This is a genomic window from Cetobacterium sp. (assembly GCF_051653945.1).
Classification (GTDB): domain Bacteria; phylum Fusobacteriota; class Fusobacteriia; order Fusobacteriales; family Fusobacteriaceae; genus Cetobacterium_A.
In genome coordinates this window covers 21673-46521 of the sequence record NZ_JBOFXD010000052.1, presented here as the reverse complement: position 1 = coordinate 46521, position 24849 = coordinate 21673, and the positions used below count along the sequence as shown (strand labels likewise).

Here is a 24849-nt window from a genome sequence, read left to right as displayed (position 1 = left end):
ATGGAGTTTGGAAACACAGCTAGTATTAAATTTATAGTTATCCCTATTTTAACTATTTTATTTTTAATATTAGGAGTAAGAAAAAGAGAGAAAATATTAGAGAGAATAGGTTGGAAAAAGGATACTATGGTTATGATTGTTAAAACACTTTTTCTTTCTCTAGGTGGAATTTTACTGTTTATAGCACTGCTTTCGCCACAAAAGTTAAAAGATGAAGAAAAAATTGAGGTTCAAGGAAGTGACCTATATGTTCTGATGGATATATCTAAGTCTATGTTGGCTGAAGATACTTATCCAAATAGACTGGAAATAAGTAAAAAAGAGTTAAAAGAGATTTTAAATAATCTAAAAGGGGATCGTGTTGGAATTATTCCATTTTCTGATAGTGCCTATGTTCAGATGCCTTTAACTGATGATTATTTTATGGCAATAAATTATATTGATGCTATAGATAGTAAGCTTATTTCAGGTGGTGGAACAGAGCTTTTAGAAGCTTTAAAATTAGCAAATAACTCTTTTGAAAAAACAGATGCAAAAGATAAAAATGTTATTATTTTTTCAGATGGTGGAGAGAGAAATCCTGAAATTTTAAAGTATGTTAAAGATAATCACATTAAGACTTTTATCTTTGGAGTTGGAACTGATGAAGGAAGCGTAATTCCAATAGATAACGGATTTATAAAAGATAACAGTGGGAATATAGTTGTATCTAAATTGAATAATGATTTTTTAAAAGAGTTAGCTAGAGAGAGTGGTGGACAATATTATTCTTTAAATAACTTGAATACAGGCAATTATAAAAAATTAATTGCTGATATTGGTAAATTAGATAAAACCTCTCAAAGAGATGAAAAATTAAATATTTATGAACAGTATTATCAATATCCACTAGGAGCAGGGCTTTTATTGATACTTATTGGATATTTTTTAAGAAGAAAAGAGAAGGAGGGGGAGTATGTTTAAAAAAATATTAGTTCTTCTTCTGGGAGTATCTTTAATTATATTTGGGATTCTAAGATTAAAAAGAGATAAAGCAATTGAAGAACCTGGATATTTAAAGTTTGTAAATGGGAATTCATTAGTAAAAGAAAATAAAACTAAAGAAGCTTTAGAAGAGTATAAACTAGCTATGGATACCAATGAAGATATAAATATAAAAAAGAATTTTGAAATTATTAAAAATAAAGTTGAAGAGGAAAAACAAAATCAACAACAAGATAATCAGCAAAATCAAGAAAATAAAAATGATTCACAAGATAACGATAAGCAAAATGATCAGAAAAATAATGAACAAAATAATAAAGATGAAAATCAAAAGAATAATGAGAATCAACAACAAAACCAACAAAATCAGCAAGAGAATCAAGAGAATAAAAGTGACTCACAAAATAATGAGCAAAGCAAAGGAAGTGCTCCAAAAGAGTTAACTCCAGAGGAGAAAGCTGTGAAGCAAAAAGAAGAGGAGTTAAGAAGTATTATGCAAAGACTTGAAGGAAACGAAAAACAAGCTTTTAAAAATAATGAGAGAGTTTTAAACATAAGCGAAAATAAAAATAGTGAAAATAGATGGTAGAGGAGAGCAGAATGAAAAAAATTAATTTATTTTTAATGATGTTAATGCTTTGTAAATTAACTTTTTCTGAATTAATATTAAACTCTTCTAATTTATCTCCTTCAAAATATGAAGTTTTTAATTTAGAAGTTTCATTTGTAAATGAAGATAAAGAAAGATACAAAATAGATGGTTTGGAAAATTTTGATGTTTTATCTAAAGGTTCTAGTAACAGCTACAATGTAATAAATGGAAAAACAACATCAGTTAAGAGTGATGTTTATAGATTAAAACCAAAGAAAGATGGGGAGTTTACACTAAAAGTTATCACTGAAAAAGGTAATGAAAAAGCTCTTCTAATAGATGTAAGAGAGAGTAAGCAACTAGATAAAGTTATGGAAGATAGATTTACTTTACAAGTAGATATACCTAAAAAAAGTTATTATTTTGGGGAAAAAATACCTTTTCAAGAGAATTTTATAAGCAGTGTCAATATTAGTTCTTTTTCTCAAGTTAAAGCACCAAACTTCCAAGATTTTTCAGTAAAAGATGTCACTAAATATAATAACAATAGTTATATCCAAAATCAGATAGAGTATAATGGGAAACAAGCCATTGAACTTAATATATTTAAAGGAATCTTACAAGCTAATAGTAGTGGAGAAAAAAATATTATAACAAGTGAAGTTAAAGTTGGAGAACCAACAAGAGATTTTTTCTACGAAAATACAACTTTAGTTGGTGGAGATAATTTGAAAATAGATATTAAACCACTACCTGTAGATACACCTAAAAATTTTAAAGATATTGTCGGAACTCTTGCTTATAAAGAGAATTGGAAAAATAAAGAGGTCAATATTGGACAAGCTATCACTTTAAATCTGACTCTATCAGGTAGTGGGAATCTAGCTTTACTCGAAAATTTGCCTATTGAAAACCAAAACGATTTTAATATTTTTCAAAGCGTTAAAAATTATAGTGAAGAGATTAAGGGTGAGAGCTATTATAATGAAAAAACTTTCGAAGTAGCATTTATTCCTAAAAATGGGGGTATTGAAAAAACTCCAGAAATAGTTATCCCATATTTTAATACTGAAACTGAAAAATATGAAAATTTAATAATTCCATCACAAGAAATAAAAGTTACAGGAGAAAAACTTCAAATAGATAACTCGTCTAACAATGGACCTATACAAAAAAATATGGAAAATAATAACTCAGTAAATAAGGATGAAATTACTTCCTCTGGAAAATTAACTAATAATTTACAAGAAATTAATATAAAACTTCTTGAAACAGAGAAAACTTCAGCTAAAAATATCTATAAATTAGCTTTTGGAATTGTTTCACTTCTATGTTTGCTAGAATTAATTTCAATAATATACCTTATCTTTGATAGAAAGAAGTATAAAAACTCTAAAAAAAGATAAATTATTAATTATAAAAAATAATTTTTTATAAAAAAATGAAAGAGCTATTCCAAAGTTAAAAAATATTGGAATTGCTCTTTTTTATAAACTTATTTATTTTTTTTCATAAATTTTTGAAAATGATTGCTTTGAGAATCTTTGTTAACCAGATTTTCTTTTGTTTTTCCAGATTTTTTTGAATCGGACTTATTTTCCAAAGATCCTACTTTGAAATATTTAGGAAATTTTTCATAAATATTTTTTTGTACTTTTGAGTAATCAGTTCCGTCGCCAATAACAAACTCTTCATAAACCTCATCTTCATCATCAACGTAAATAGTAATCTCTAGTAAATCGTTTTTCTTTGTTTTTATAAGATTAAAATCTTTTATATTTTCAATTAAAAACTCATCAGCTTCGTCGTCAACTTTATTTAATACAACTAACTCCCCATCTAATTTTTTTGCTAATTTAATATATCCATCTAAAATTTCAATTAACATCTCTCTTGTAACATTATACATAGCTAAAAACCTCCTTATTATATGTTTTATACCATATTATTATCTCATATTTTATAGAAACTTACAATATTCTCAATATTACTTCAGATAACAATTATTTTAAAATAATAAAACTTCAGATAAGAGGCATTATATGTAGTTTTGTAAGTTTATATTATTAACATTTATTATTATTTATACAAATAAATAATTTGCTATAATTTAACGAAGATAAATCATAGACCTAGTTTTATTATTTTAAAATATAAGCACTCAAAAACAAAAAAGTTGACAAATTTAGTGAAATATAGTACAATAATCTGTATTTTTATCACTGATATAATCCTAAAATATGGTTAGGAGTTTCTACAAGCCACCGTAAACGGCTTATTATTAGGAGGACTAATGGAAAACATTAAACAAAAGAATAATGGTGTGCTAAGGGCTATTGATTCTTATTTTCAACTTAGCCAATACAACACTACAATTTCAACAGAAATAACTGCTGGAATTACAACTTTTATGACGATGGCATATATTTTAATTGTTCAACCCCTATTCATGAGTGCTGCGGGGATGGATGTTAAAGCTGTTACTATTGTAACTGCTCTATTGTCAGCTACCTTTTCTATTGTTATGGGTCTTTATACAAATAGACCTTTTGCTATGGCACCAGCTATGGGAGGAAATGCATTTTTTGCCTATACTTTAGTTGCTGGAGGAATGGTTAATTGGCAAACTGCTATGGGAATGGTATTTTTATCTGGAATAGGATTCTTAGTTCTTACAGTTTTTGGATTGAGAGGACTTATTGTAGAAGCAATTCCTAAAAACTTAAAGTTTGCTATAGGAGTAGCTGTTGGTTTCTTTATAGCTATGGTAGGATTTAAAAATGGTCAGATTATGACAATTTCAAATGGAACTATATCTATGGGAAGTATTTATAATCCAAATACTATACTATCTTTAATCGGACTTTTTGTTACAATTGCTCTTGTTTTGAATAAAGTTAGAGGTGGAGTTTTAATCGGTATAGTAATTACTACACTGCTTGGAATTCCTATGGGAATAACTCAGATACCTGAAAGCTTTTTCTCTATGCCACCATCTATATCTAGCATAGCTTTTAAACTTGATATAATGGGAGCATTAAAATTTGCATTTTTACCTTTAATATTCACATTTTTCGTAGGAGATTTCTTCTGTACTCTAGGAACTTTACTAGGAGTTTCAGCTCAAGCTGGACTTTTAGATGAAAGTGGTAATCTACCAGAAGTTGATAAACCTTTCCTAGTTGATTCTATCGCTACTATTGTTGGAGCTCTATTTGGATCTACAACAATAACAACATTTTTAGAGTCAGCAGCTGGAGTTGAAGAGGGAGGAAGAACAGGGTTAACTGCAATATCTACAGGAGTTTGTTTTATATTTACAATTTTCTTAACACCAATTGTTTATATAATTCCATCTGCTGCAACAGCACCAGCCTTAATTTTTATAGGTATCCTTATGATGACAAGTATGAAGTTTATCGATATGGACGATATGACTGAATTTGTTCCAGCTGTTATAACAGTTATGTTTACTGTATTTACAGATAACATGGCATCTGGAATGAGTATGGGTATTATATCTCATGTAATTATAAAGATACTAACTGGAAGGTATAAAGAGTTAAATATTCCTGTGTTAGTTTTAACACTACCACTACTAGGATATTTTATATTCTTATAAAAAATAATCAAATATCAGATTGAATAAAATTACAAAAGCTGAAGAATAAAAAATCTTCAGCTTTTTTTTATTTCCATTTATTTTATAATACCTTTACTTACAAGGAACTTATTAATAATATTTTCAATAGGTTCATTTCCTTCAATTGCTAATAAATTTAGTTCTTGCATCTCATCTTCATTTAATGCTCCTACAAGAGAGTCTAATGCTTTCATAACAGCTCCCTTTGTATCTTCAAACCCTTTTCTCATTGTAACTACAACTTCATAGGGTGGAAAAAACTTTAAATCATCTTCTAAAAGAAGTAGTTTGTGCTTTGCTATTAATCCATCTGTAGAATAAACTAAAGCAACTTCAATTTTATCTGAAACTAAAGAGTTAATAACCAATCCTTGATCCATAGATAAAATACTTTTAAATCTTATATTATAAGCTTTTTGTACTCCTAAAAGACCATCTTCTCTCTCCATAAACTCATGAGGACCACTTAAAACCATATTATTTGCATATCTTTTTAAATCACTAATAGTTTTTATTCCATACTTTTGAGCTACTTCTGGCTTCATAGCAAAAGCATATGTATTTTCAAACCCCATAGGTTCTCTAATATCTAAATTGTGATCTACTAAATATTCAGATTTTATAATATCAAATACAGTTTTAGCATCTGCCTTCTCTTTCTTTCCTAAATAAGCAGCATATGCTACACCTGTATACTCAGGATATACATCAATATCTCCACTTTTAATAGCTTCAAATATAACTGTTCCTGTTCCAAGCTCGACTGTTTTTACTTTATAATCAGTTTTAGCTTCTATAACTTGAGACATCATTACACCTAAAATTCTTTGTTCGTTGTAATTTTTATGCCCCACAACAATTGTTGGAATACCTCTATTTTTATTATTTTCATATATTCTAAACCCAATTCCTAATATTAAAATAGCCATAACTATTTTTAAGATTTTTATATTTTTCTTTTTTTCTTTTGGATTTGTTAACATCCCACTAGGAGTCAATACTTTTTCCAAAACTCCTAAAAAATAGTTTGCTACAAAAGCTAAGATAGCAGTTGGAATAGCCCCTGTTAAAACTAAATTGTTATTACTTGTAGATATTCCTCTAAATATAAGTTCTCCTAATCCACCAGCTCCAATTAGAGCTGCAATTGTAGCTGTACCTATTGTAGCAACAGTTGAAATTCTAATTCCACCCATTATAACTGCTACGGCAATTGGTAGCTTAACCTTAGTTAAAACTTGGAAATTAGTCATTCCCATACCTATAGCAGCTTGAATTGTAGATTTATCTACACCTTTTATTCCAATATATGTATTTGTTATAATTGGCAGTAGAGAATATAAAAAAAGTACAAATACCGCGGGCTTTATTCCGATTCCCATAATAGGAATTATCAGACCAAATAATGCTAAACTAGGTACTGTTTGAAATATTCCAGCTATAGTTAAAACCACTTTAGAAAGTCTTTCACTTCTAATTATAAAAATCCCTATTGGAACCCCTATTATAATTGCTATAGCCACAGCAAGACCTGTTATCTCAATATGCTGCATGAGTGCAATGTGAACCTCAGGCAGTTTTTCAATAAAATATTTTATAAATGAGTTCATACAACATCACCCATCCCTAAAGACTCCTCTTCAACTTCAGGAGATGGAGCTATTTTACTAATAGCATTAACCAATCCTAAATTTGTTATAACTCCTGTCAATCTACTTCTATCATCAACAACAGGTATAACTTTTGCGTTTATACTGGACATTTTATTTAAAACATCCAGTAAATTACTATCTTTATCTATAGTAGTAAAATCTTTATCCATAATATCTCTTACTCTTAAAATGTTATTCTCCATAGCATATATCAAATTTTTTCTAAATATTATTCCAATAGGTTCGCTGCATCTTCCCCCCTCTGTTTCAGTAACAATAAGAAAATCTGTATCATGAGTTTTCAAAAGATTAAAAGCTCTAGAAATATTACTTCTTTTTTCAATTGTCCAATAGTGTTTAGACATTATATCGGAAACAAGGAGTTTTTTAGGAGTTTTCCAAATTCTATCCCTACCTATAAATTGCTCTATATATTCTGAGGCAGGTCTTTTTAAAATCTCATCTGGAGTATCAAATTGTAAAATCTCTCCATCTTTTAAAAATGCTATTCTCTCTCCTAACTTTATAGCTTCATCCATATCATGAGTAACAAATATAATTGTTTTACCCAACTCTTTTTGGAGTTTTAAAACTTCATCTTGAATACTTTCTCTAGTTATCGGATCTAATGCAGAAAAAGGTTCGTCCATTAAAATTATATCTGGATTTGTAGCTAAAGCTCTAGCTATACCAACTCTTTGCTTTTGACCTCCAGATACTTCATGGGGATATTTTTCATAGTATATTTCAGGATCAAGATTTAAAAGATTTAATAATTCATAAGCTCTATCTTTTCTTCTTTCTTTTTCCCATTTTAAAAGTTTAGGAACGAGCTCTATATTTTCACCAATAGTCATATGAGGCATAAGTCCCTCTTTTTGTATAACATATCCTATTCTTCTTCGAAGAGTTATCGGATTAACTTTACTTATATCTTCTCCATCTATAAGTACAACACCACTTGACGGATCAATAAGTCTATTTATTAGTTTCATCGTTGTTGTTTTCCCACAACCTGATTCACCAATTAAAACGACAAACTCTCCAGTTTTTATTTTAAAATCTATATTTTTTAAAATAAGTGTTCTTTTATCATAAGATTTTGTAACTTTTTTAAACTCAATCATACATAACCACCTCAAAATATAAATTTTTGTAAAATAAAACCCACTACAGTGTTTATACTTAACAATCCTATTTTTCCTTTTTTCCTTTTTTCCTTTTTTTATTTAAGAATTTTTTAATAATTTTTTATATGTAGAGTTTATACCTATCGCACCTAAAGGAGCCGTTATTAATACACTTAAAATGGCTATAGCTTGCATAACTTCTCCTCCTACAACTCCCATTTGTAACGGTATCCCTGCTTTCGCTGATTGAACAGTTGCTTTAGGAAGATACGCAATAACACAAAATAATCTTTCTTTATATGTTAAATTAGTTCCAATTAGAGCGATTAAAACACCTATTGATCTTATAGATAAAGAATATGTTAATATTGTTAGTCCAATAAAAAAGTATCCTCCAACTAATGCTGGATTTATTGCCATTCCTACAAATGTAAATAGATATATTTTTCCATATTTCCATATTTCATTCATCCCCTTATGAATCTCTCGATACTTTTCCCCTTCATAATAACGAATAAAAAATCCTAGCGACATTATTGTCAATAGTGAGTTATACAATGAAAAGTGGAACTTATTTTCTATAAACCTAAGAGTTAAACACATTGTAAAAACCATAGCTATCTTTATTTTATTATTATTTATTTTTAAATAACTATATTTTCCAGCTAATCCCACTAACCAACCGATTATTAAACTAACTACAATCGATACTGGTATAAGGAATATCTGAATTTTTAAATCAAAAGTTCCGCCATCTAATTTTTGAAAATATATTGCTAAAAAAGATGTAAACAGTGTTATAGATATTGTATCATCAGCAGATGCTCCCACTAATAACAGCTGTGGAATAGATTTTTTTTGTCCAATATTTTTATCTATCAAACTTACCATAGATGGAATTAAAACTGCTGGACTAACAGCAGCTATAATAAACCCTAAAATAGCCCCTTGAATGAAGGTAAAATCTAAAAAAATAGTTGATAAATATGCTATAGCAAATCCCTCTAAAGTTGCAGGAATAATACTTAACAGTATTGCTGGACGACCAATCTTTTTTATTTGATCTGCTCCTATGCCAAGTCCTCCAATAAATAAAACAATTATCAAAGCTATATCTTTTAAAATCGGTGCTAAATCAAGTGCTAATTCTGGTGTTTTATTTAATCCATATGGTCCAATTAAAGCTCCTGCAATCATCATCCCAATCAAAGATGGAAACCTAATTTTTTCAAAAAATTTTCCTATATAGTTTGAATAAAATGCTAAAAAAATAAAAAAAAGTAAAATAATAAAATACGTCATCTCTCTCCTCCTCAAAATAAAAAGACTCCTACCCTTAAAAAAGAGTAGGAGTCATTAGCTTTCGCGTTTAATGGCGAACTCCATCGCCTATTTATTCAATTAATCTTTAATCATTATATCATATTTTCAAATAAAGTAAAGAATATTTTTAATGTATACAATATAACTAATATGTTCTATTAAAATATGAAATGTACTTGACACAATAATTCTTTTATTATAAAATATGTTAGAAATAAAATTTCAAAAATAAATATATTTAGGAGGGAAAAATGTTTAGTTATTTGCAAAAAATAGGTAAAGCACTAATGGTTCCTGTTGCAGTTTTACCAGCTGCAGCGATTTTATTAGGATTAGGTTACTTTATTGACCCAACTGGTTGGGGAGGAAATAGTGCGTTAGCTGCATTTTTAATTAAATCGGGGGCTGCGATAATAGATCAAATGCCTATACTGTTTGCTGTTGGTGTTGCCTTTGGAATGTCTAAAGACAAAAATGGTTCTGCTGCTTTAACAGGTTTAGTAGGGTTCTTAGTACTTACTACACTATTATCACCTGGTGCTGTTGGACAGATTATGAAAATAGACAATGTGCCTGTTGGATTTAGTAAAATAAATAACCAATTTATAGGTATCTTAGTTGGAGTTATCTCTTCAGCTTTATACAACAGATTTAGTGAAGTGGAATTACCAAAAGCTCTATCATTCTTCAGTGGAAAGAGATTAGTTCCAATCATTACGTCATTTGTTATGATCATAGTTGCTTTCATTTTAATGTATGTATGGCCTACAATTTATGATGGACTTGTTAACTTTGGAGAGGGAATCAGTGGAATGGGAGCAGTTGGAGCTGGAATCTACGGATTCTTAAATAGACTTTTAATTCCTGTTGGATTACACCATGCTTTAAACTCAGTATTCTGGTTTGACGTTGCTGGAATCAATGATATCCCTAAATTCTTAGGTGGAGCTCAATCAATTGCAAATGGAACTGGAATACCTGGTGTTACAGGAATGTATCAAGCTGGATTCTTCCCAATTATGATGTTTGGTCTTTTAGGAGCAGCGGTTGCTTTTGTAAAAACAGCTAAACCAGAGAATAAAGACAAAATCAAATCTATCATGATTGCTGCTGGATTTGCAACTTTCTTAACAGGAGTTACTGAACCATTAGAGTTTGCATTCATGTTCGTTGCACCTGGATTATATTTAGTTCATGCTGTATTAACTGGAATCTCTTTATTTATAGCTGCTACTATGCACTGGATTGCTGGATTTGGATTCTCTGCTGGATTAATAGATATGTTATTATCATCTAGAAATCCACTAGCTACAGGATGGTATATGTTAGTTATACAAGGTATTGTATTCTTCTTCTTATACTACTTTATATTCTACTTCATCATTACAAGATTCAATCTTAAAACTCCTGGAAGAGAGGATGCTGACCCTTCTGAAGAGGAAAATGCTCCTTCAAAAGCTTCTACAAATGATGAGTTAGCTGAAAGAATGTTACCACTTTTAGGTGGAACTGATAACTTAGTGACTATAGATAACTGTATCACTAGATTAAGACTTGATGTTAAAGATAGTTCATTAGTAAATGAAACAGAGATTAAGAAATTAGGAATTGCTGGAGTATTAAAACCAAGTAAAACTTCTGTTCAAGTTATAGTTGGAACTCAAGTTGAGTTCGTAGCTAATGCTTTAAAAAGAATGACAGGAAAATAATTTTTAAATGAAAAGGTTGTCTTATAGGCAACCTTTTTTATTTTGCCTTAAAATTTGAATTTTGCTAAATTCAGTGATACACTGTATTAAAGAAGAAATAATTTAGGAGGGGCTTTTATGAGAGTACTTCACACTTCTGATTGGCATTTAGGCAAAAAGCTTGAAGGACAATCAAGAATATTAGAACAAAAACTATTTATTAATGCTCTAGAAAAAGTTATAAAAGAGGAAAGTATCGACTTAATTCTTTTAGCTGGAGATATATACGACACTTATAATCCATCAGCTGAAGCTGAAAAACTATTTTTTGATAGTATAAAACAGTTATCTTTAAACGGGGAAGTAGGAATCATAATAATTCCTGGAAACCACGATAATCCTCAAAGATTGACAGCTGTATCTCATTTAGCTAAAGACTACGGAGTTATAATCTACGACAGAGCATTTCAAGAGATTAATATAGGAAAATACGGCACTCTAAACATTTACAAATCTGTCCCAGGTGGGATTTTTATAGAAAAAAATAACAAAAAAATATATATATACAATCTTCCTTTTCCAAGTGAAGCCACTTTAAATGAAACATTTGATAGTATCAAATTCAATACTAGAATTAAAGAGATTTTAGAAGAGGGAGTTAGCTACAACAATGAAAATATACCTAGTGTAGTAATGACCCATATCTATGTAGCTGGATCTATGGGAGAGGGAGAGGTCGCTTTAGAGCTTGGTGGTTCACGTGCAATTGCTACCAGTGATTTACCTGATGTTGATTACATAGCTTTAGGACATGTTCATAAACCAATGTGTTTTGCAAGTAAAAAAGCTTACTATTGTGGTTCGCCTATCGAGTATAGAGTAACTGAGAATAGATTTGATAAAAAGGTTTTTGTAGTTAATATATTAAAAAATTCAACTACCGTAAAGGAGATTCCTTTAGAAAATTATAAGCCTATTAGAGAATATAATGTAGTTGGAGCAGACGAGGCTATTAATAAATCTCTAGAACTTATTGATAAGAATGAGTGGATCTATTTAAATGTGGAGTTAGAAGAACCTCTAACAAATTCTGTAATTAGAAAGATTAAATCTAACAAAAACATTTTAGAAATAGTTCCTATTGTGAATATAAAATCAAAAGAAATTGAAGTTACGAACTATAACGAACAAACTCTTGAAGAGGCTTTTATAGAGTTTTATAAAGAGGAAACAATGGGATTACCTCCAAATGATAATATAACGAAACTTTTCTTAGAAATTTTAGAGGAGGGAGAACACAATGAGACCAATTAGATTAGAGATAACTGGATTGCAAAGTTTTTCTAAAAAGCAAATAGTTGACTTTGATGCCCTAACAACCCTTGGGCTTTTTGGTATTTTCGGTGAAACAGGAAGTGGAAAATCTACAATATTAGACGCCCTTATTTTTGCAATATTTGATGAAATACCAAGAACTATGGGAAATAAAGGAAAAAATATAAGGCCATGTTTAAACCAAGACAGTGATATTTTAGAGGTTTATTTTAAATTTGCACTTGGGAAGGATATCTTTGAAATAACTAGATGTTATAAGAAAAAGTTTTCTAGAAAAGGGGAAGAAAAATTTGAACAAAGTAATCCAATTTTAATTTTAAATGGAGATGTTGTAGCTGATACAGTTAAAAATGTAGAGAGTAAAATAAACGAGTTCTTTGGTATAAATGTAAATGATTTTACAAGATCAGTTGTTCTACCTCAGGGTAAGTTCAGTGAGTTTCTAAAATTAAAAGGTGCTGACAAAATGACTATGTTAGAAAACATCTTCGATTTAGAGCGATACGGAACTAAAATGTCTGAAAAAATAAAAGTTAGAAATAATAAACTTAAAGAGGATATTACCTCTTTAGAAAATCAAATTAAAGGAAAGGGAGATTGTTCCTTAGAAACAATAAATAATCTTAAAACCACTTTGTCAACTAAAGAGGAAGAGTACAATAATCTTTTGTCGAGCAAAAAAGAACTATCTCACGAATATAATGAATTAAAAGAACTTAAAGTTTTATTTGAAAAACTAGAGTCATATATATATGAACTTCAAAGATTAGATTTAGACAAAGAGGATATTAATCTATGTAAAAATATTTTAAGTAAGCATGAAGTTGCACAATCTTTTAAAGGTACTATTGATGAAATAACAAATCTTAAAGAAAGTATTTTAAATAACCAAACTAATCTTTTAAAATCAAAAAATACTTTGGAGAATCTGAACTCTGCTCTTGAGAATCTTAAGGACCAAGAGAAAGAAAAACAGATTGAACTAGATAAGTTAATCTTAGAATTAAATAATCTAAAAGTAGATTATATTGAACTTGAAAATCTACGTAAAGGGGATCAATATATTAGATCATTAAAGTTTAAAGAAAAACTTTTAGAAGAAACTTTAAAAGAGTCTAGCTCAATCTCTTTAGATTTAAAATCTCTATATGAAAAATTGAAAACTGATAATCTATCACTAGAAAATGAAAATAACAATCTTCAAAACCTTGGAAAAATAGATAAAGATAAATTGATTTCTCTTGAAAATGAAATAAAAAAATTAAACACTGATATTAAATTATTAGAGGAAAAATTAAAAGAGAAAAACAAATTAGAAATTGAGATTAAAAAAGAAACCGCTTTGAAAGACTCAACAGTAATAGAACTAGAAAGTTATTTAAAAAAAATAGAAAATATTAATAAACAATATTTTGAAAGTAAAGCTTTCGAAATATCTAAAAATCTTATTCATGGAGAGTCTTGCCCCGTTTGTGGATCAAAGGACCACCCAAACCCAGCTAAAGAGATTCAAAGTATAGATACCTCTATTTTAGATGAAGTGTCTAAAACAAAAGAGCAGTTAGAACGAACTATAGTAGAGATAGATACAAAACTTAATTATCATCTTGAAAAATTAAGTGAATTAAATGAACTGGACAATATAGATAGTTTAAAAAGTGAGCTTCAAATTAAAGAAAATAATATAAATGCTTTAAAAGTTAAAGAGAAGGAGATTTTAGAAAATGAAAAAGAGTTGAATAATAAAATCTCCACTTTAAAATCAAATATAAAAAACTATTCATCTAATATAACTCAAAAAGACAGTGACTTAAATAAGATTAAAGAAAAATCAGCTATATATGAAAAGGAAATTTTAGAGGAGAGAGAAAATATATCTCTACTTAAACTTGAGAGTGATTCTTTAGATTTTATTAGCAGTAGAAAAACTCTATTAGAAAATATGGATAGAGAGTATCGTGAGGTTTCTAACAAAAAGGAGAGTTTAGATATCTCTCTTAGAAAAGTACGTGACATTATCTTTAAAGACTTTAATGCTATTCAAACTCTTTCTCTTGAAGTAATTAGTTTAGAAGAAAAGAATAATCATTTAAAGGATAGTTATAGTGATAAAAAAGAGTGGTTAAAAATAGAAGCTACTAAAAATGAATTTTCATCTATTGAAGATATATTAGACCATATCTTAGAGGATAATAAAATAAAAATATTAAAGGATAAAATATCATTACATGAAATGAATAGTATAAAATATCAAAGTTTAAAAGATGAGGTAACAAAATCTATTGATAATAGAGTTTTCAATACAGATAGATGGAACGAGTTAGAAGAAACTCTCGAAACACTAACAACTCAAGAACAAAATCTTTTTAAAGAGATTACAGAGCATAGAGGTCATTTAAGCCGACTTGAACAATTAGCTTTAGAATCTAAAGAACTTTTAGAAAAAATAGATAAACTTACTTTAAAACAAGATGATATCATCACTCTTCAGAAAAAATTTGAAGGAAGAAAATTTGTTAAGTTTCTAGCTAGAAAAAAATTAGATTATATCGCCTACGAAGCATCTAAAAGACTACAAAAAATTACAAGAGGAAGATATATTTTAACGGTAGATAATAACTGTGATTTTAATATTGTAGATGCCTTTAATAGTAACTTTATTAGAGAGTGTTCAACTCTTTCAGGAGGAGAAACTTTTATTGTATCTCTTGTATTAGCATTAGCTTTATCTAGCCAATTGCAGTTAAAAGGTAAAATACAGCTCGAATTTTTCTTTTTAGATGAAGGGTTTGGAACTTTAGATGCTACTCTACTTGATAGGGTTATTGAGATTCTAGAAGAGATTGGGTGGAAAGAAAAAATGAAAATAGGAATTATAAGTCACGTTGAAGATTTAAAAATTAGAATTCCAAGAAGATTAGAAGTTACTCCAGCAGTTCCTGGAGAGTCAGGTAGTATAATAAAATTAATATAAAAATGAATGTGAGGTTTTAATGAGAACAATTGGAGTATTTGATTCTGGAGTAGGGGGAGTTTCAGTATTAAAAGAGGTTATAAAAGAGTTTCCCTATGATAATATCATCTATTTTGGAGATAGTTTACATGCTCCTTATGGAGATAGAGAGATTGAAGAGATTCGTGCGCTCTGTCTAAAAGTCTCAGACTTCTTAGTTTATGAAAAAAAAGTTGATGCCATTGTTATAGCTTGTAATACAGCTACTGGAGCTGCTATGCACATAATGAAAGAAAGATATCAGGTTCCTATCGTTGGAGTGGTAGATAATGGTGTTAAAGAGGGAATAAGAGTAACTAAAAATAAAAATATAGGAGTTATTGCTACTCCTGCCACAATTAAAATGGATATCTACTTAAAAGAGTTTAATAGAATCGATAAAAATTTAAATATCTATCAAGTTAAATGTCCACTTTTTGTTGGAATGATTGAAAAAGGATGGATTGATAACGAAGAGAGCAACCAGTTAATAAAAAATTATTTGAGTAATCTGCCTCAAGACGTTGACACTCTCATCTTAGGATGCACCCATTATCCATTAATTGAAATATATATAAAAAAATATTTTATTGGAAATATTGTAGATCCTGCTAAAGAAACTGCAAAATCTTTAAAATCAATTATAGGAGAGGGAACATCTACTAAAAAAATATTTACAAAATTTTTTGTTAGTGGTGATCCTCAAAAATTCAAAGAAGTTGCTCAAGAGTTTTTAGGAACTACCATCGATGAGGTTGAAAAAATTATCTTATAGGAGAGGATTTTATGAAAAGAATTCGTTTGTTTTTATTTCTTATTTTTTCAATGAGTGTTGCTCTCTTTTCAGCAACAATTAATATAGTCCAAGAGGGAGATCCCAGAACATTCGATCCTCACTTTGGAAACGATGGATTTTCTTTAAGAATAAATCGTTTGTTGTATTCAAGGCTTTTAGAAAAAAACTCAAATATGGAAACTGTTTTAGGTGTAGCCAAAAGCTATAAGTTTATAGATAATAAAACCATTGATTTCACTTTAAAAGACAATGTTTTTTTTCAAAACGGAGAAAACTTAACTTCTGAAGATGTTAAGTTTTCTTTTGAAAGAATGAGAAAATCTCCTAGAATTGCAGGGGTGCTACCTCCTATTAAAGAGATTATTATAAAAGACAAGTATAATTTCCAAATGATTTTAGAAAAACCATTCTCAGCTATCATAGACCAACTTACCCATCCTGCGTTAAGCATTGTGAGTAAAAATTATCTAACAAGAAATCCAGACGTTTTACTGGAACAACCTATGGGAAGTGGTAAATACATTTTAGAAAGTTGGTCACCTGGAGAGGGATTAATACTTGAAAGATTCGAAAACTATTTTGATACTAAGCCAACTTATGAAAAAATAAATATAAAAACGATACCTCTAGCAACAAATAGAACTATAGCACTTGAAACAGGAGAAGCTGATATAGCCTTTTCCCTACCGCCTCAAGATGAAAAAATTATTAACAGTAATAAAAATTTAAAATTTATTTCTAAGCCATCATACTCATATACATATATGGGTTTAAATTTAAAAAAAGATATTTTTAAAGATTCTAATATAAGAAAAGGTATAAGTTTAGCTATTGATAAAGAAGCTATCTTAGAAGTAGTTTTAAATGGAGAGGGAAAAATTGCTAACTCTCCTGTTGCTGAAGGAGTAAAAGGTCACAATCCAAATTTAAAAAATTTAGGATATGATAAAAATGAAGCTTCAAAACTTCTAGCACCTTTAAAAGATAAAACTCTTACTTTAGCTACAATGAGTAATAATATAGATATTCAAACTGCTGAAATTATTGCTGGATATTTAAATGATATTGGAGTTGGTGTTCAAATAACTGTTTTAGAACCTAGTATTTATTGGGTTAAAACGAACAGCGGAGAGTTCGATATGTTTATAGGATCTTGGGGAAGTGTTACAGGCGATTCTGACTATGCTCTTTATCCAACTCATCACTCAAGTGCTTTTGGGGCTTCAGGAAATCGTACATTTTTTAGCGATGAAAAAGTAGATAAACTTTTAGAAGAAGCTAGAAGTACTTTAGATAAAAATAAAAGAGAAATAATCTATCAACAGATTCAAGAGATTATTGTAAATAATAATAGTGAGGTAATGCTATTTTATAGAGATTTAAATGGTGCACTTAATAAAAAAGTACAAGGCTTTGAGATGTACCCAATCCCAATACATGATTATTCCTTAGGAACTATTTATTAGAATAATGATTCAAATTAAAGGAAAGCATTTGACTTTATGGTATCTATGAGGTAATAAATATAGTAATTAAGATAATAGAAGGGGTTGATACCATGATTATAGCTTATGAAAAATTAACTAACTCTTACAGAAACATTGTTAAGGAAAATCTATTCCATATTGGAGAGGGACTTATTCTAGATAGAGAGAATAATGTTTTACATAGATTTAATAATATCAACGATATTACCTTGGATACTTTAAAAACACTTAATAAGCTTAAAGAGGAGATTGTTATAGTATATCCTTGCAATTTAAGAGATAGAAAAACAACTCTAGATGTCTGTGTAGAATCTTATATAATTAGACATTATAACTTGGAAACTATTTTTGATGCAATTCATGGTTGCCAGTGTACAAAGAGAAATATCAAACTTCTATGGAATGTAGACTTAAGACATTGTAATGTTTTCTTTTAATAGATAGAGTTGGATTAAAATATAATCCACAAAAAATCTTTTTTTACACAATTTAACATAGTGTGATTTAAATCACACTATGTTTTTTTATTTTTAATATAAAATGCTAGTATATCATTTTATTGAGGAGGAGTTTATGTTTTTTGAAGCAGTTGAAAAAGTTGCAAATGCAGGGGTTAGTAAATCTAATTTTTTAAAAAATAGTTTTGGAAAATACTTTGTATTATCAACTTTTGCTGGATTTTTTGTTGGATTAGGAATTTTATTAATTTTCTCTATTGGTGGATTAGCAGCACCAGTTATTGGACCTTTAGGTGCTAGAACACTTATGGGAGCTTGCTTTGGGGTAGCACTAAGTTTAGTTATTATGTGTGGTAGTGAGCTTTTTACTGGAAATAACTTTGTTATGACAATATCTACACTATCTAAAAAAACGACTTGGGCTGATACTATTAAACTTTGGGTTGTATGTTATTTTGGAAACTTAGCTGGATCAATTTTATGTGGATATTTATTCTCTCTAACAAATTTAACCGTTCACTTTGTTCCTGGAGCTGAAAGTGTTGGTAAATTTATGGGAACTATAGCTACACTGAAAGCTACAGCACCTTTCTGGGATCTATTTTATAGAGGAGTACTTTGTAATATCCTTGTTTGTTTAGCTGTTTGGTGTTCTATAAAAATGACATCTGAATCAGGTAAACTAATCATGATTTGGTGGTGTCTATTTGCTTTCATAACTATTGGTTTAGAGCATAGTATTGCAAACATGACTCTTTTCTCAGCACTAATGTTTAAAGAGCCACAATTCTTTATGGGAATGATTGTTAACTTAATTCCAGTAACTTTAGGAAATATGCTTGGAGGAGTTGGATTAGGAGCAGCATACTATTACGTATCTAAAAAAGATTAATTTCAAAATATAAATTAAAAGGTATCTATTTTGTCAAAAATAAAATAGATACCTTTTTTATTTTTAATGATATAATATAATAATATTGTAACAAATAAAATCCCAGGAGGATATATGAATAAATTCCAAGCGAAAGAAAATTTAATTCTAAAAAAATACTTTGGATATGATGAGTTTAGGAAAGGACAACACGACATCATTAAAAATATTTTACAAGGAAAAGATACTCTAGCTATTATGCCAACAGGTGGTGGAAAATCTATATGTTTTCAAATACCAGCCTTAATTTTTGAAGGAGTTACTATTGTTATATCTCCGTTAATATCACTTATGAAAGATCAAGTTGATGCCTTAAATGAAAATGGTATCCCATCTGTATTTATAAATAGTAGTCTTTCAAATTCACAGTGTGAAATTATTTATAATGCTCTTCTTTTTAATAAATACAAAATACTTTATATTGCACCTGAAAGATTAGAAAATACAAGATTTTTATCAGTTATAAAAAATATTGATGTATCACAAATCGCCGTTGATGAAGCACACTGTATATCTCAATGGGGACATGATTTTAGAGTTAGCTATAAAGATATTAAAAATTTTATTCAAGATATAGATAGTAGCCCAGTAATCTCGGCTTTTACCGCTACGGCTACTCCCGAGGTCACTGAAGATATTTTAGAAAGTTTAAATATTAAAGCAACTATATTTAAAAATGGATTTAAGAGAGATAACCTAAAGTTTTCTGTTTTTAAAAATGTAGATAATTTTAAATTTATACAAAAATTTATTGAAGAACACCCTGATGAAAGTGGAATAGTATATACTTCTACAAGAAAAGAGTGTGAACAAATTTACGACTATCTTTCAAAAGGAAGAACTATTGCTAAATATCACGCTGGTCTTTCTGATAACGAGAGAATGAGAAATCAAGAGGACTTTCTTTTAGATAGATGTAAAATAATTGTCGCAACTAATGCCTTTGGAATGGGTATTGATAAATCCAATGTAAGATGGGTTATTCATAATAATCTGCCAAAAGATATTGAAAGTTATTATCAAGAAGCTGGTAGAGCGGGAAGAGATGGACTTATTTCAAGTTGTATTCTACTCTACAATCCCAAAGATATTATTATTCAAAAACTATTTATTGAAAATGAAAATTTATCTCCAGAAATAGCTAAAATTAGATATAGTAAACTTTCTGCTATGGAAAATTACACTAGAACTAACGGTTGTCTTATTGAATATATTGTAAACTATTTTGAAAATAACCCTTTGCCTGAAAATTGTGGAATGTGTGGGAACTGTGAAAATAAAGGTGAACTTGTTGATATAACTATTGAAGCTCAAAAAATTATTTCATGTGTTGGAAGATTGAATAGTAAATATGGTGCAAAGTTAATTTTAGATATTCTAAAAGGTTCTAACAATGCAAGAATTAGAGAAAATCGTTTAAATGAACAATCTACATATGGATGCTTAAAAGATAAATCCTCTACCTATATTAAAACAATTATGGATTACCTTATAGGAAGTGATTTTATTGAAAGTACTGAGGGAAAATACCCACTTTTAAAATTAAAAGAAAGTGCTTATACTTTTATAAAATCTAAAGAAACTTTATCTATGAAGGTTTTAAATAGTGATAATGATTCTGTTATGAAAAAAGAAAAACCTAACGATAAAAAAACTTCTTTGCCTCTTATTCCTGGTGGAGAACAACTATTTAATCTTCTATCAGAATATAGAAGTAAAACTGCTCATGATAACCGTGTTCCATCTTACATAATTTTTTCTGATAAAACTATAATTGATATTTGCAATTACAAGCCTAAAGAAAAAGATGAACTTCTAAAAATAAACGGAATTGGAGAAGCTAAATTTGAAAAATACGGCAATGATATCCTTTCCATTGTAAATAACTATATAAAAAAATAAATTTTCAAACAATATACAAAGAGATAACTCTATTGCACAATAAAGTTATCTCTTTAATCAGTTTTATTTAAAAATCATTATTTGACTACTACTTCCAATTCTATAGGGAATCATCCAAGTTCCCAATCCTGAACTTACATATGTATGTGTATCTCCTATTTTCCTATATCCACCAGAGTTTTCATACATATAATCTACAACTAAATTAAAAGGAAATAGCTGTCCTTTATGTGTATGACCTGATAAATATAAATCTACTTTTTCATTTCCTAACTCTTTTAAAGATTGTGGATTGTGATCAACAACTATAACAGAACTTTTTTTATCGATATTTTTTAAAAGATCATCTAAAGATTTTCTCTTTTTATTGTATCTGTCATCTCTTCCTACAATTGTTATTCCTTCAATCCCCACTATTTCATCTCTTAAAATATTTATTCCAAGATTTTTTATATATTCAATATTTCCGTCTATTCCACCATAGTATTCATGATTTCCTAAAACTAAATAAATTCCATGTTTAAAGTTTGTTTCATCAATTATACTTTTAATATCATCTGTTACACTCTTATATGAATTATCTAAAAAATCTCCGCCTATAAGAACTAATTCAACATCTTCATTTTTCATTTTTTCAAAAGCTACTTTTAATTTACTTCCGTCAAACTTTCCATTTAGATGAACATCACTTATAAAAGCAAATTTTAAGTTTTTTTCATTTCTAATTATCTCTTTTGGTGTTTCATAATTTTCTACAGCAATATTCTTAAAATTTTTATATCCTAAAATTGATAGAATACCTAAACTAAAAATCATAAAAATATGAAAACTCGTCTTTCTATAGCTAACCTCTTTTAAAATATCAATTGAAAACATCTTAAAAACAAGTGCAATTGATAAAAGAATTAAAGCTCCAAGTATTATGTAGTTAAGATAAAATAGATAATGTCCTAGAAAAATTTCTAAAGATATACTTCTTTTATTTCGGTAAAAATAAAAGAGAACAAACGGTAAAAAAGTAAAAACTGGTATAAAAAGAAAATACCACAAACTTCCATATATTTTATAAAAAATATATGACACTCCTAATATAGGAAGTATTAACATCAGCACTCTCTGTAAAATCATAATTATTTACCAATATCATTTTCAGCACCAGAATAGATAATTCCATTCCAGTTAACCATATTTCTTTCAATTGCTACTTCCTCTAAATTAACACCTTCCAATGCAAACTTTTTAAACTCATTGAATCCTGTTCTATCAACAATATACCCAATATGTTCTTTTGGAAGTGCTCTATTGATGTATATATCTACATATCTGTATGTATTTTTAATAATTTTTATTATGCTCTCTTCATCAGCCCATAAAATCCAATCTTCAGCAAGTCTTGGGTTCTTCTTTCCTGTTCTACCCATAATAGCAAGTCTGTAATACTTTTTCTCATCTCTAACCCAAGATGATGTTGGACAGTTTAAAACGCACTCTCCACACCCTATACATTTACTGTGTTCTCTTATAACTGTATAGTTTTCCGCTCTTAAAGCACCTGTTGATAATCCTTTACATTTTTTTACACATGCTCCACATGAAACACATCTCTCTTTTTCGTATAAAGGCATAGTCATTCCAATTATACCAAAGTCATGCATTCTTGCTTTGATACAATCATTGGGACACCCTGTTAAAGCAATTTTAAAATGGAAATCATTAGGGAAAACTTCTTTCTCTATTTTTTTAGCGAAGTTTGTTGTATTGTATTGAGCTTTAGGACAAACACTATTTCCAATACAAGCTGTTATATTTCTTGTTCCAGCTGCTGGATATCCATTCCCCTCTCCATTTGGTTGATTAATATCAAAACCATCAATTAAAACTTGAATCTCTTTATTTACTTCGTCAATTCTTGTAATATCAATACCTTTAATTTCAAATCCTTGACGAGTTGTTATATGAACTTTTCCATTTCCATATTTTGAAGCTATTTCAGAAACTTTTAAAAGCAGTTCTGCCGTTATCTCTCCACCAGGAACTCTAACTCTTAAAGCTGTTTTTTTTCTATCTTTTGTTATTCTATACGCATTTTTTGTAAAACTTTTTCTACTTAACTCTAAAGCCATAGTTTCCTCCTAATCTAAAAGCGTTTTAGCTTTTACATAATTAAATATAGGTCCTTCTAAACAAACATATGTTTCATCAATTTTGCAATGTCCACACTTTCCTACAGCACAAGACATATTTCTTTCAAAAGAAACCCAAATTTTGTCCTCTGGAATTCCTAACTTTAAAAACTCTAATGCAGAGTATTTCATCATCATAGGAGGCCCTACTATAACAACTTCTAAACTATCAAAATTTTCATACATTTTTAAATGAGGAATATACTCAGTTACAAGTCCTACACACTCTCCATCAATTCCACAACCTTTATCCACAGTTAAAATCATTGGAGCTTTTTTTCTCCATTCATCTATCTCTTTTTTAAATAGGATAGATTCTTGATCTTTAAATCCAAAAATTAGCTCAATATCTGTATTCTCATCATCTATAAAATGCTTTATTAATGGTCTTACTGGAGCAGTTCCACTTCCACCAGCAACTACAATCACTCTTTTTCCAGAGTATGTATCCATTGGGAAACAGTTTCCATAAGCCCCTCTTAAAAATATTGAATCTCCTGGTTGAAGATTAAATATTGCATCCGTTACTTTTCCAACTTTTCTTATTAGAAACTCAATCCATTCCTCATCATGATTGTAATTAGCAACAGATATTGGTGCTTCTCCAACCATAGGAATAGATAGTTGTATAAATTGTCCTGGAGCTGGTTTTATTGTCGTTTTAACTTTAAATAACCACTCAATAGGGCTCTCTTGAACTATTGATAGTATCTCTCCTCTTTCAGGCATATATATATTACTCATTATTATCACCTAACTTTTTCGATAGTTTATTTATACAGTTTATATAAGAGATATACTCTGGACAGGCATCATCACATCTTCCACATCCAATACACATATGTGTTCCAAATCTTTTTTTATAGTCAGAGATTTTATGCATAACTTTAAATCTCATTCTATCTCCAGATTTTTGTCTAAACTCATGTCCACCAGCCATAGTTGAAAATTCATCTACATGACAAGAAGCCCAAACTCTTCTTCTCTCTCCAGTTTTAGAGTTATCTCTATTAAAGATATCTTGAGTTGTAAAGCAAGTACACGTTGGACAAACAAAATTACATCTTCCACACTTAATACATCTATCGTAATCTCTCCACATCTCATCATTTATAATATCTTCTAACTCTATATTTTCAGGAACTGTAACTTTTTCAACATTTTCTGTTACAAACTCCATTTGAAAATCTTCTTCTTTCCCATCATTAAAGAACCCGTTTAACTCTTCATCTTTTATGTGTGTATAAACTGCACCATCTTTAAATGTAAGACCTAAGTCATAACTCTCTGTTGTATTTGTTCCCATTGAAGCACAGAAGCAGCTCTCCCATCCTTTTCCTGGGCAGCCAATAACTGCAAATTTAACCATTTTTTTTGCATCTGCATAGTATTCATCTGCAAATTTGTTATTTAAATATATATTGTCTACTCTTTCAATAGCATGAAGGTCACAACTTCTTAGTAAAACTAAAGCTTTTTTTGTTCTTCCTTCTGGTTTTTTAAACTCATTTTCATTAAAGTAAAATATTGTTTGTCTTATAGGTAGTAGAATCTCTTTAGCTGAATAGTAACTTTTATCTTTTAAATTGATCTCTTCTAATTTAGTTATCTTCTCATATTTAACTAAATCAGTATCAGAGAACGTTCCTTTAAAAGGAAGTGTAACTGGAGCATAGATATCATACTCTTTTGATAAATTTAATAATGCTGTATTAAATTCATCATTTGTTAATAATTTTTTCATATCTTCACC

20 protein-coding genes and 2 riboswitches are annotated in these 24849 nt (G+C 29.0%); of the genes, 12 read left to right on the top strand and 8 right to left on the bottom strand.

The genetic code is table 11. The features are described 5' to 3' along the window. From ACRC8M_RS05430 to ACRC8M_RS05420, 3 genes are read left to right on the top strand one after another with little or no spacing between them, the layout of a single operon-like run. On the top strand, positions 1–963 hold the full coding sequence (locus tag ACRC8M_RS05430) for a vWA domain-containing protein (RefSeq protein WP_438528225.1): 963 nt from the start codon (positions 1–3) through the stop codon (positions 961–963). Beyond that, positions 956–1573 (top strand): hypothetical protein, encoded by a 618-nt coding sequence (locus tag ACRC8M_RS05425; RefSeq protein WP_438528224.1) that lies wholly within the window; start codon positions 956–958, stop codon positions 1571–1573. The genes ACRC8M_RS05430 and ACRC8M_RS05425 overlap by 8 nt, the downstream gene beginning before the upstream one ends. An 11-nt stretch (positions 1574–1584) precedes the next feature. Beyond that, positions 1585–2982: a BatD family protein gene (locus tag ACRC8M_RS05420; protein ID WP_438528223.1), complete on the top strand. Its 1398-nt coding sequence runs from the start codon at positions 1585–1587 to the stop codon at positions 2980–2982. A gap of 89 nt (positions 2983–3071) precedes the next feature. On the opposite strand, the gene ACRC8M_RS05415 is transcribed toward ACRC8M_RS05420, so the two are convergent. Then, positions 3072–3485, bottom strand: coding sequence for a hypothetical protein (locus ACRC8M_RS05415; protein ID WP_438528222.1), 414 nt, complete (start codon positions 3483–3485; stop codon positions 3072–3074). Between the two features lie 294 nt (positions 3486–3779). Beyond that, a riboswitch (purine riboswitch) is annotated at positions 3780–3877 on the top strand. Between ACRC8M_RS05415 and ACRC8M_RS05410 the strand changes: the two genes are divergently transcribed. Beyond that, positions 3870–5198, top strand: coding sequence for an NCS2 family permease (locus ACRC8M_RS05410; protein WP_438528221.1), 1329 nt, complete (start codon positions 3870–3872; stop codon positions 5196–5198). Its footprint overlaps the riboswitch before it by 8 nt. Positions 5199–5275: 77 nt before the next feature. Here the strand turns inward: ACRC8M_RS05410 and ACRC8M_RS05405 are convergent, their stop codons facing one another. The 3 genes from ACRC8M_RS05405 to ACRC8M_RS05395 form a co-directional block, all read right to left on the bottom strand. Beyond that, complete coding sequence (locus ACRC8M_RS05405; RefSeq protein ID WP_438528220.1) at positions 5276–6829, bottom strand: glycine betaine ABC transporter substrate-binding protein; 1554 nt, start codon at positions 6827–6829, stop codon at positions 5276–5278. Further along, a complete protein-coding gene (locus tag ACRC8M_RS05400) occupies positions 6826–7998 on the bottom strand; it encodes a betaine/proline/choline family ABC transporter ATP-binding protein (protein ID WP_438528219.1) in 1173 nt (390 codons plus the stop codon). The genes ACRC8M_RS05405 and ACRC8M_RS05400 overlap by 4 nt, the downstream gene beginning before the upstream one ends. Positions 7999–8100: 102 nt before the next feature. Then, positions 8101–9303 carry a cation:proton antiporter domain-containing protein gene (locus tag ACRC8M_RS05395; RefSeq protein WP_438528218.1) on the bottom strand — a complete coding sequence of 401 codons (1203 nt, stop codon included), beginning with the start codon at positions 9301–9303 and terminating at the stop codon, positions 8101–8103. Between the two features lie 38 nt (positions 9304–9341). Further along, a riboswitch (Fluoride riboswitch) is annotated at positions 9342–9400 on the bottom strand. Between the two features lie 175 nt (positions 9401–9575). On the opposite strand from ACRC8M_RS05395, the gene nagE reads away from it, so the two are divergent. The 8 genes from nagE to recQ all read left to right on the top strand — a co-directional run bounded on the left by nagE (position 9576) and on the right by recQ (position 20913). Continuing rightward, positions 9576–11033, top strand: coding sequence for an N-acetylglucosamine-specific PTS transporter subunit IIBC (gene nagE / locus ACRC8M_RS05390; protein WP_438528217.1), 1458 nt, complete (start codon positions 9576–9578; stop codon positions 11031–11033). Between the two features lie 117 nt (positions 11034–11150). Further along, positions 11151–12326, top strand: a complete 1176-nt coding sequence (locus tag ACRC8M_RS05385) for a metallophosphoesterase family protein (RefSeq protein ID WP_438528216.1) — start codon at positions 11151–11153, stop codon at positions 12324–12326. Continuing rightward, the gene (locus ACRC8M_RS05380) at positions 12313–15321 is read left to right on the top strand and encodes an SbcC/MukB-like Walker B domain-containing protein (RefSeq protein ID WP_438528215.1); all 3009 of its coding nucleotides are present in this window, start codon (positions 12313–12315) and stop codon (positions 15319–15321) included. The genes ACRC8M_RS05385 and ACRC8M_RS05380 overlap by 14 nt, the downstream gene beginning before the upstream one ends. A gap of 19 nt (positions 15322–15340) precedes the next feature. Further along, a complete protein-coding gene (gene murI / locus ACRC8M_RS05375) occupies positions 15341–16114 on the top strand; it encodes a glutamate racemase (protein ID WP_438528214.1) in 774 nt (257 codons plus the stop codon). A gap of 11 nt (positions 16115–16125) precedes the next feature. Continuing rightward, positions 16126–17601 carry an ABC transporter substrate-binding protein gene (locus tag ACRC8M_RS05370; protein WP_438528213.1) on the top strand — a complete coding sequence of 492 codons (1476 nt, stop codon included), beginning with the start codon at positions 16126–16128 and terminating at the stop codon, positions 17599–17601. Between the two features lie 92 nt (positions 17602–17693). Next, a complete protein-coding gene (locus tag ACRC8M_RS05365) occupies positions 17694–18059 on the top strand; it encodes a hypothetical protein (RefSeq protein WP_438528212.1) in 366 nt (121 codons plus the stop codon). A 136-nt stretch (positions 18060–18195) separates the two neighbouring features. Then, positions 18196–18972, top strand: coding sequence for a formate/nitrite transporter family protein (locus ACRC8M_RS05360; RefSeq protein ID WP_438528211.1), 777 nt, complete (start codon positions 18196–18198; stop codon positions 18970–18972). A 114-nt stretch (positions 18973–19086) separates the two neighbouring features. Continuing rightward, the gene (gene recQ, locus ACRC8M_RS05355; RefSeq protein ID WP_438528210.1) at positions 19087–20913 is read left to right on the top strand and encodes a DNA helicase RecQ; all 1827 of its coding nucleotides are present in this window, start codon (positions 19087–19089) and stop codon (positions 20911–20913) included. A 63-nt stretch (positions 20914–20976) separates the two neighbouring features. Here recQ and ACRC8M_RS05350 read toward each other — a convergent pair whose 3' ends face one another. Genes ACRC8M_RS05350 through asrA form a run of 4 tightly spaced genes read right to left on the bottom strand, consistent with a single transcriptional unit; the run spans position 20977 to position 24840 of the window. Beyond that, positions 20977–22020, bottom strand: a complete 1044-nt coding sequence (locus ACRC8M_RS05350) for a metallophosphoesterase (protein ID WP_438528209.1) — start codon at positions 22018–22020, stop codon at positions 20977–20979. 23 nt (positions 22021–22043) lie between these two features. Then, a complete protein-coding gene (gene asrC, locus ACRC8M_RS05345; protein ID WP_438528208.1) occupies positions 22044–23036 on the bottom strand; it encodes a sulfite reductase subunit C in 993 nt (330 codons plus the stop codon). 9 nt (positions 23037–23045) lie between these two features. Then, complete coding sequence (gene asrB / locus ACRC8M_RS05340; protein WP_438528207.1) at positions 23046–23840, bottom strand: anaerobic sulfite reductase subunit AsrB; 795 nt, start codon at positions 23838–23840, stop codon at positions 23046–23048. Beyond that, a complete protein-coding gene (asrA, locus tag ACRC8M_RS05335; RefSeq protein WP_438528206.1) occupies positions 23833–24840 on the bottom strand; it encodes an anaerobic sulfite reductase subunit AsrA in 1008 nt (335 codons plus the stop codon). Before asrA ends, asrB begins: the two co-directional genes overlap by 8 nt. Between the last annotated feature and the right edge of the window lie 9 nt (positions 24841–24849).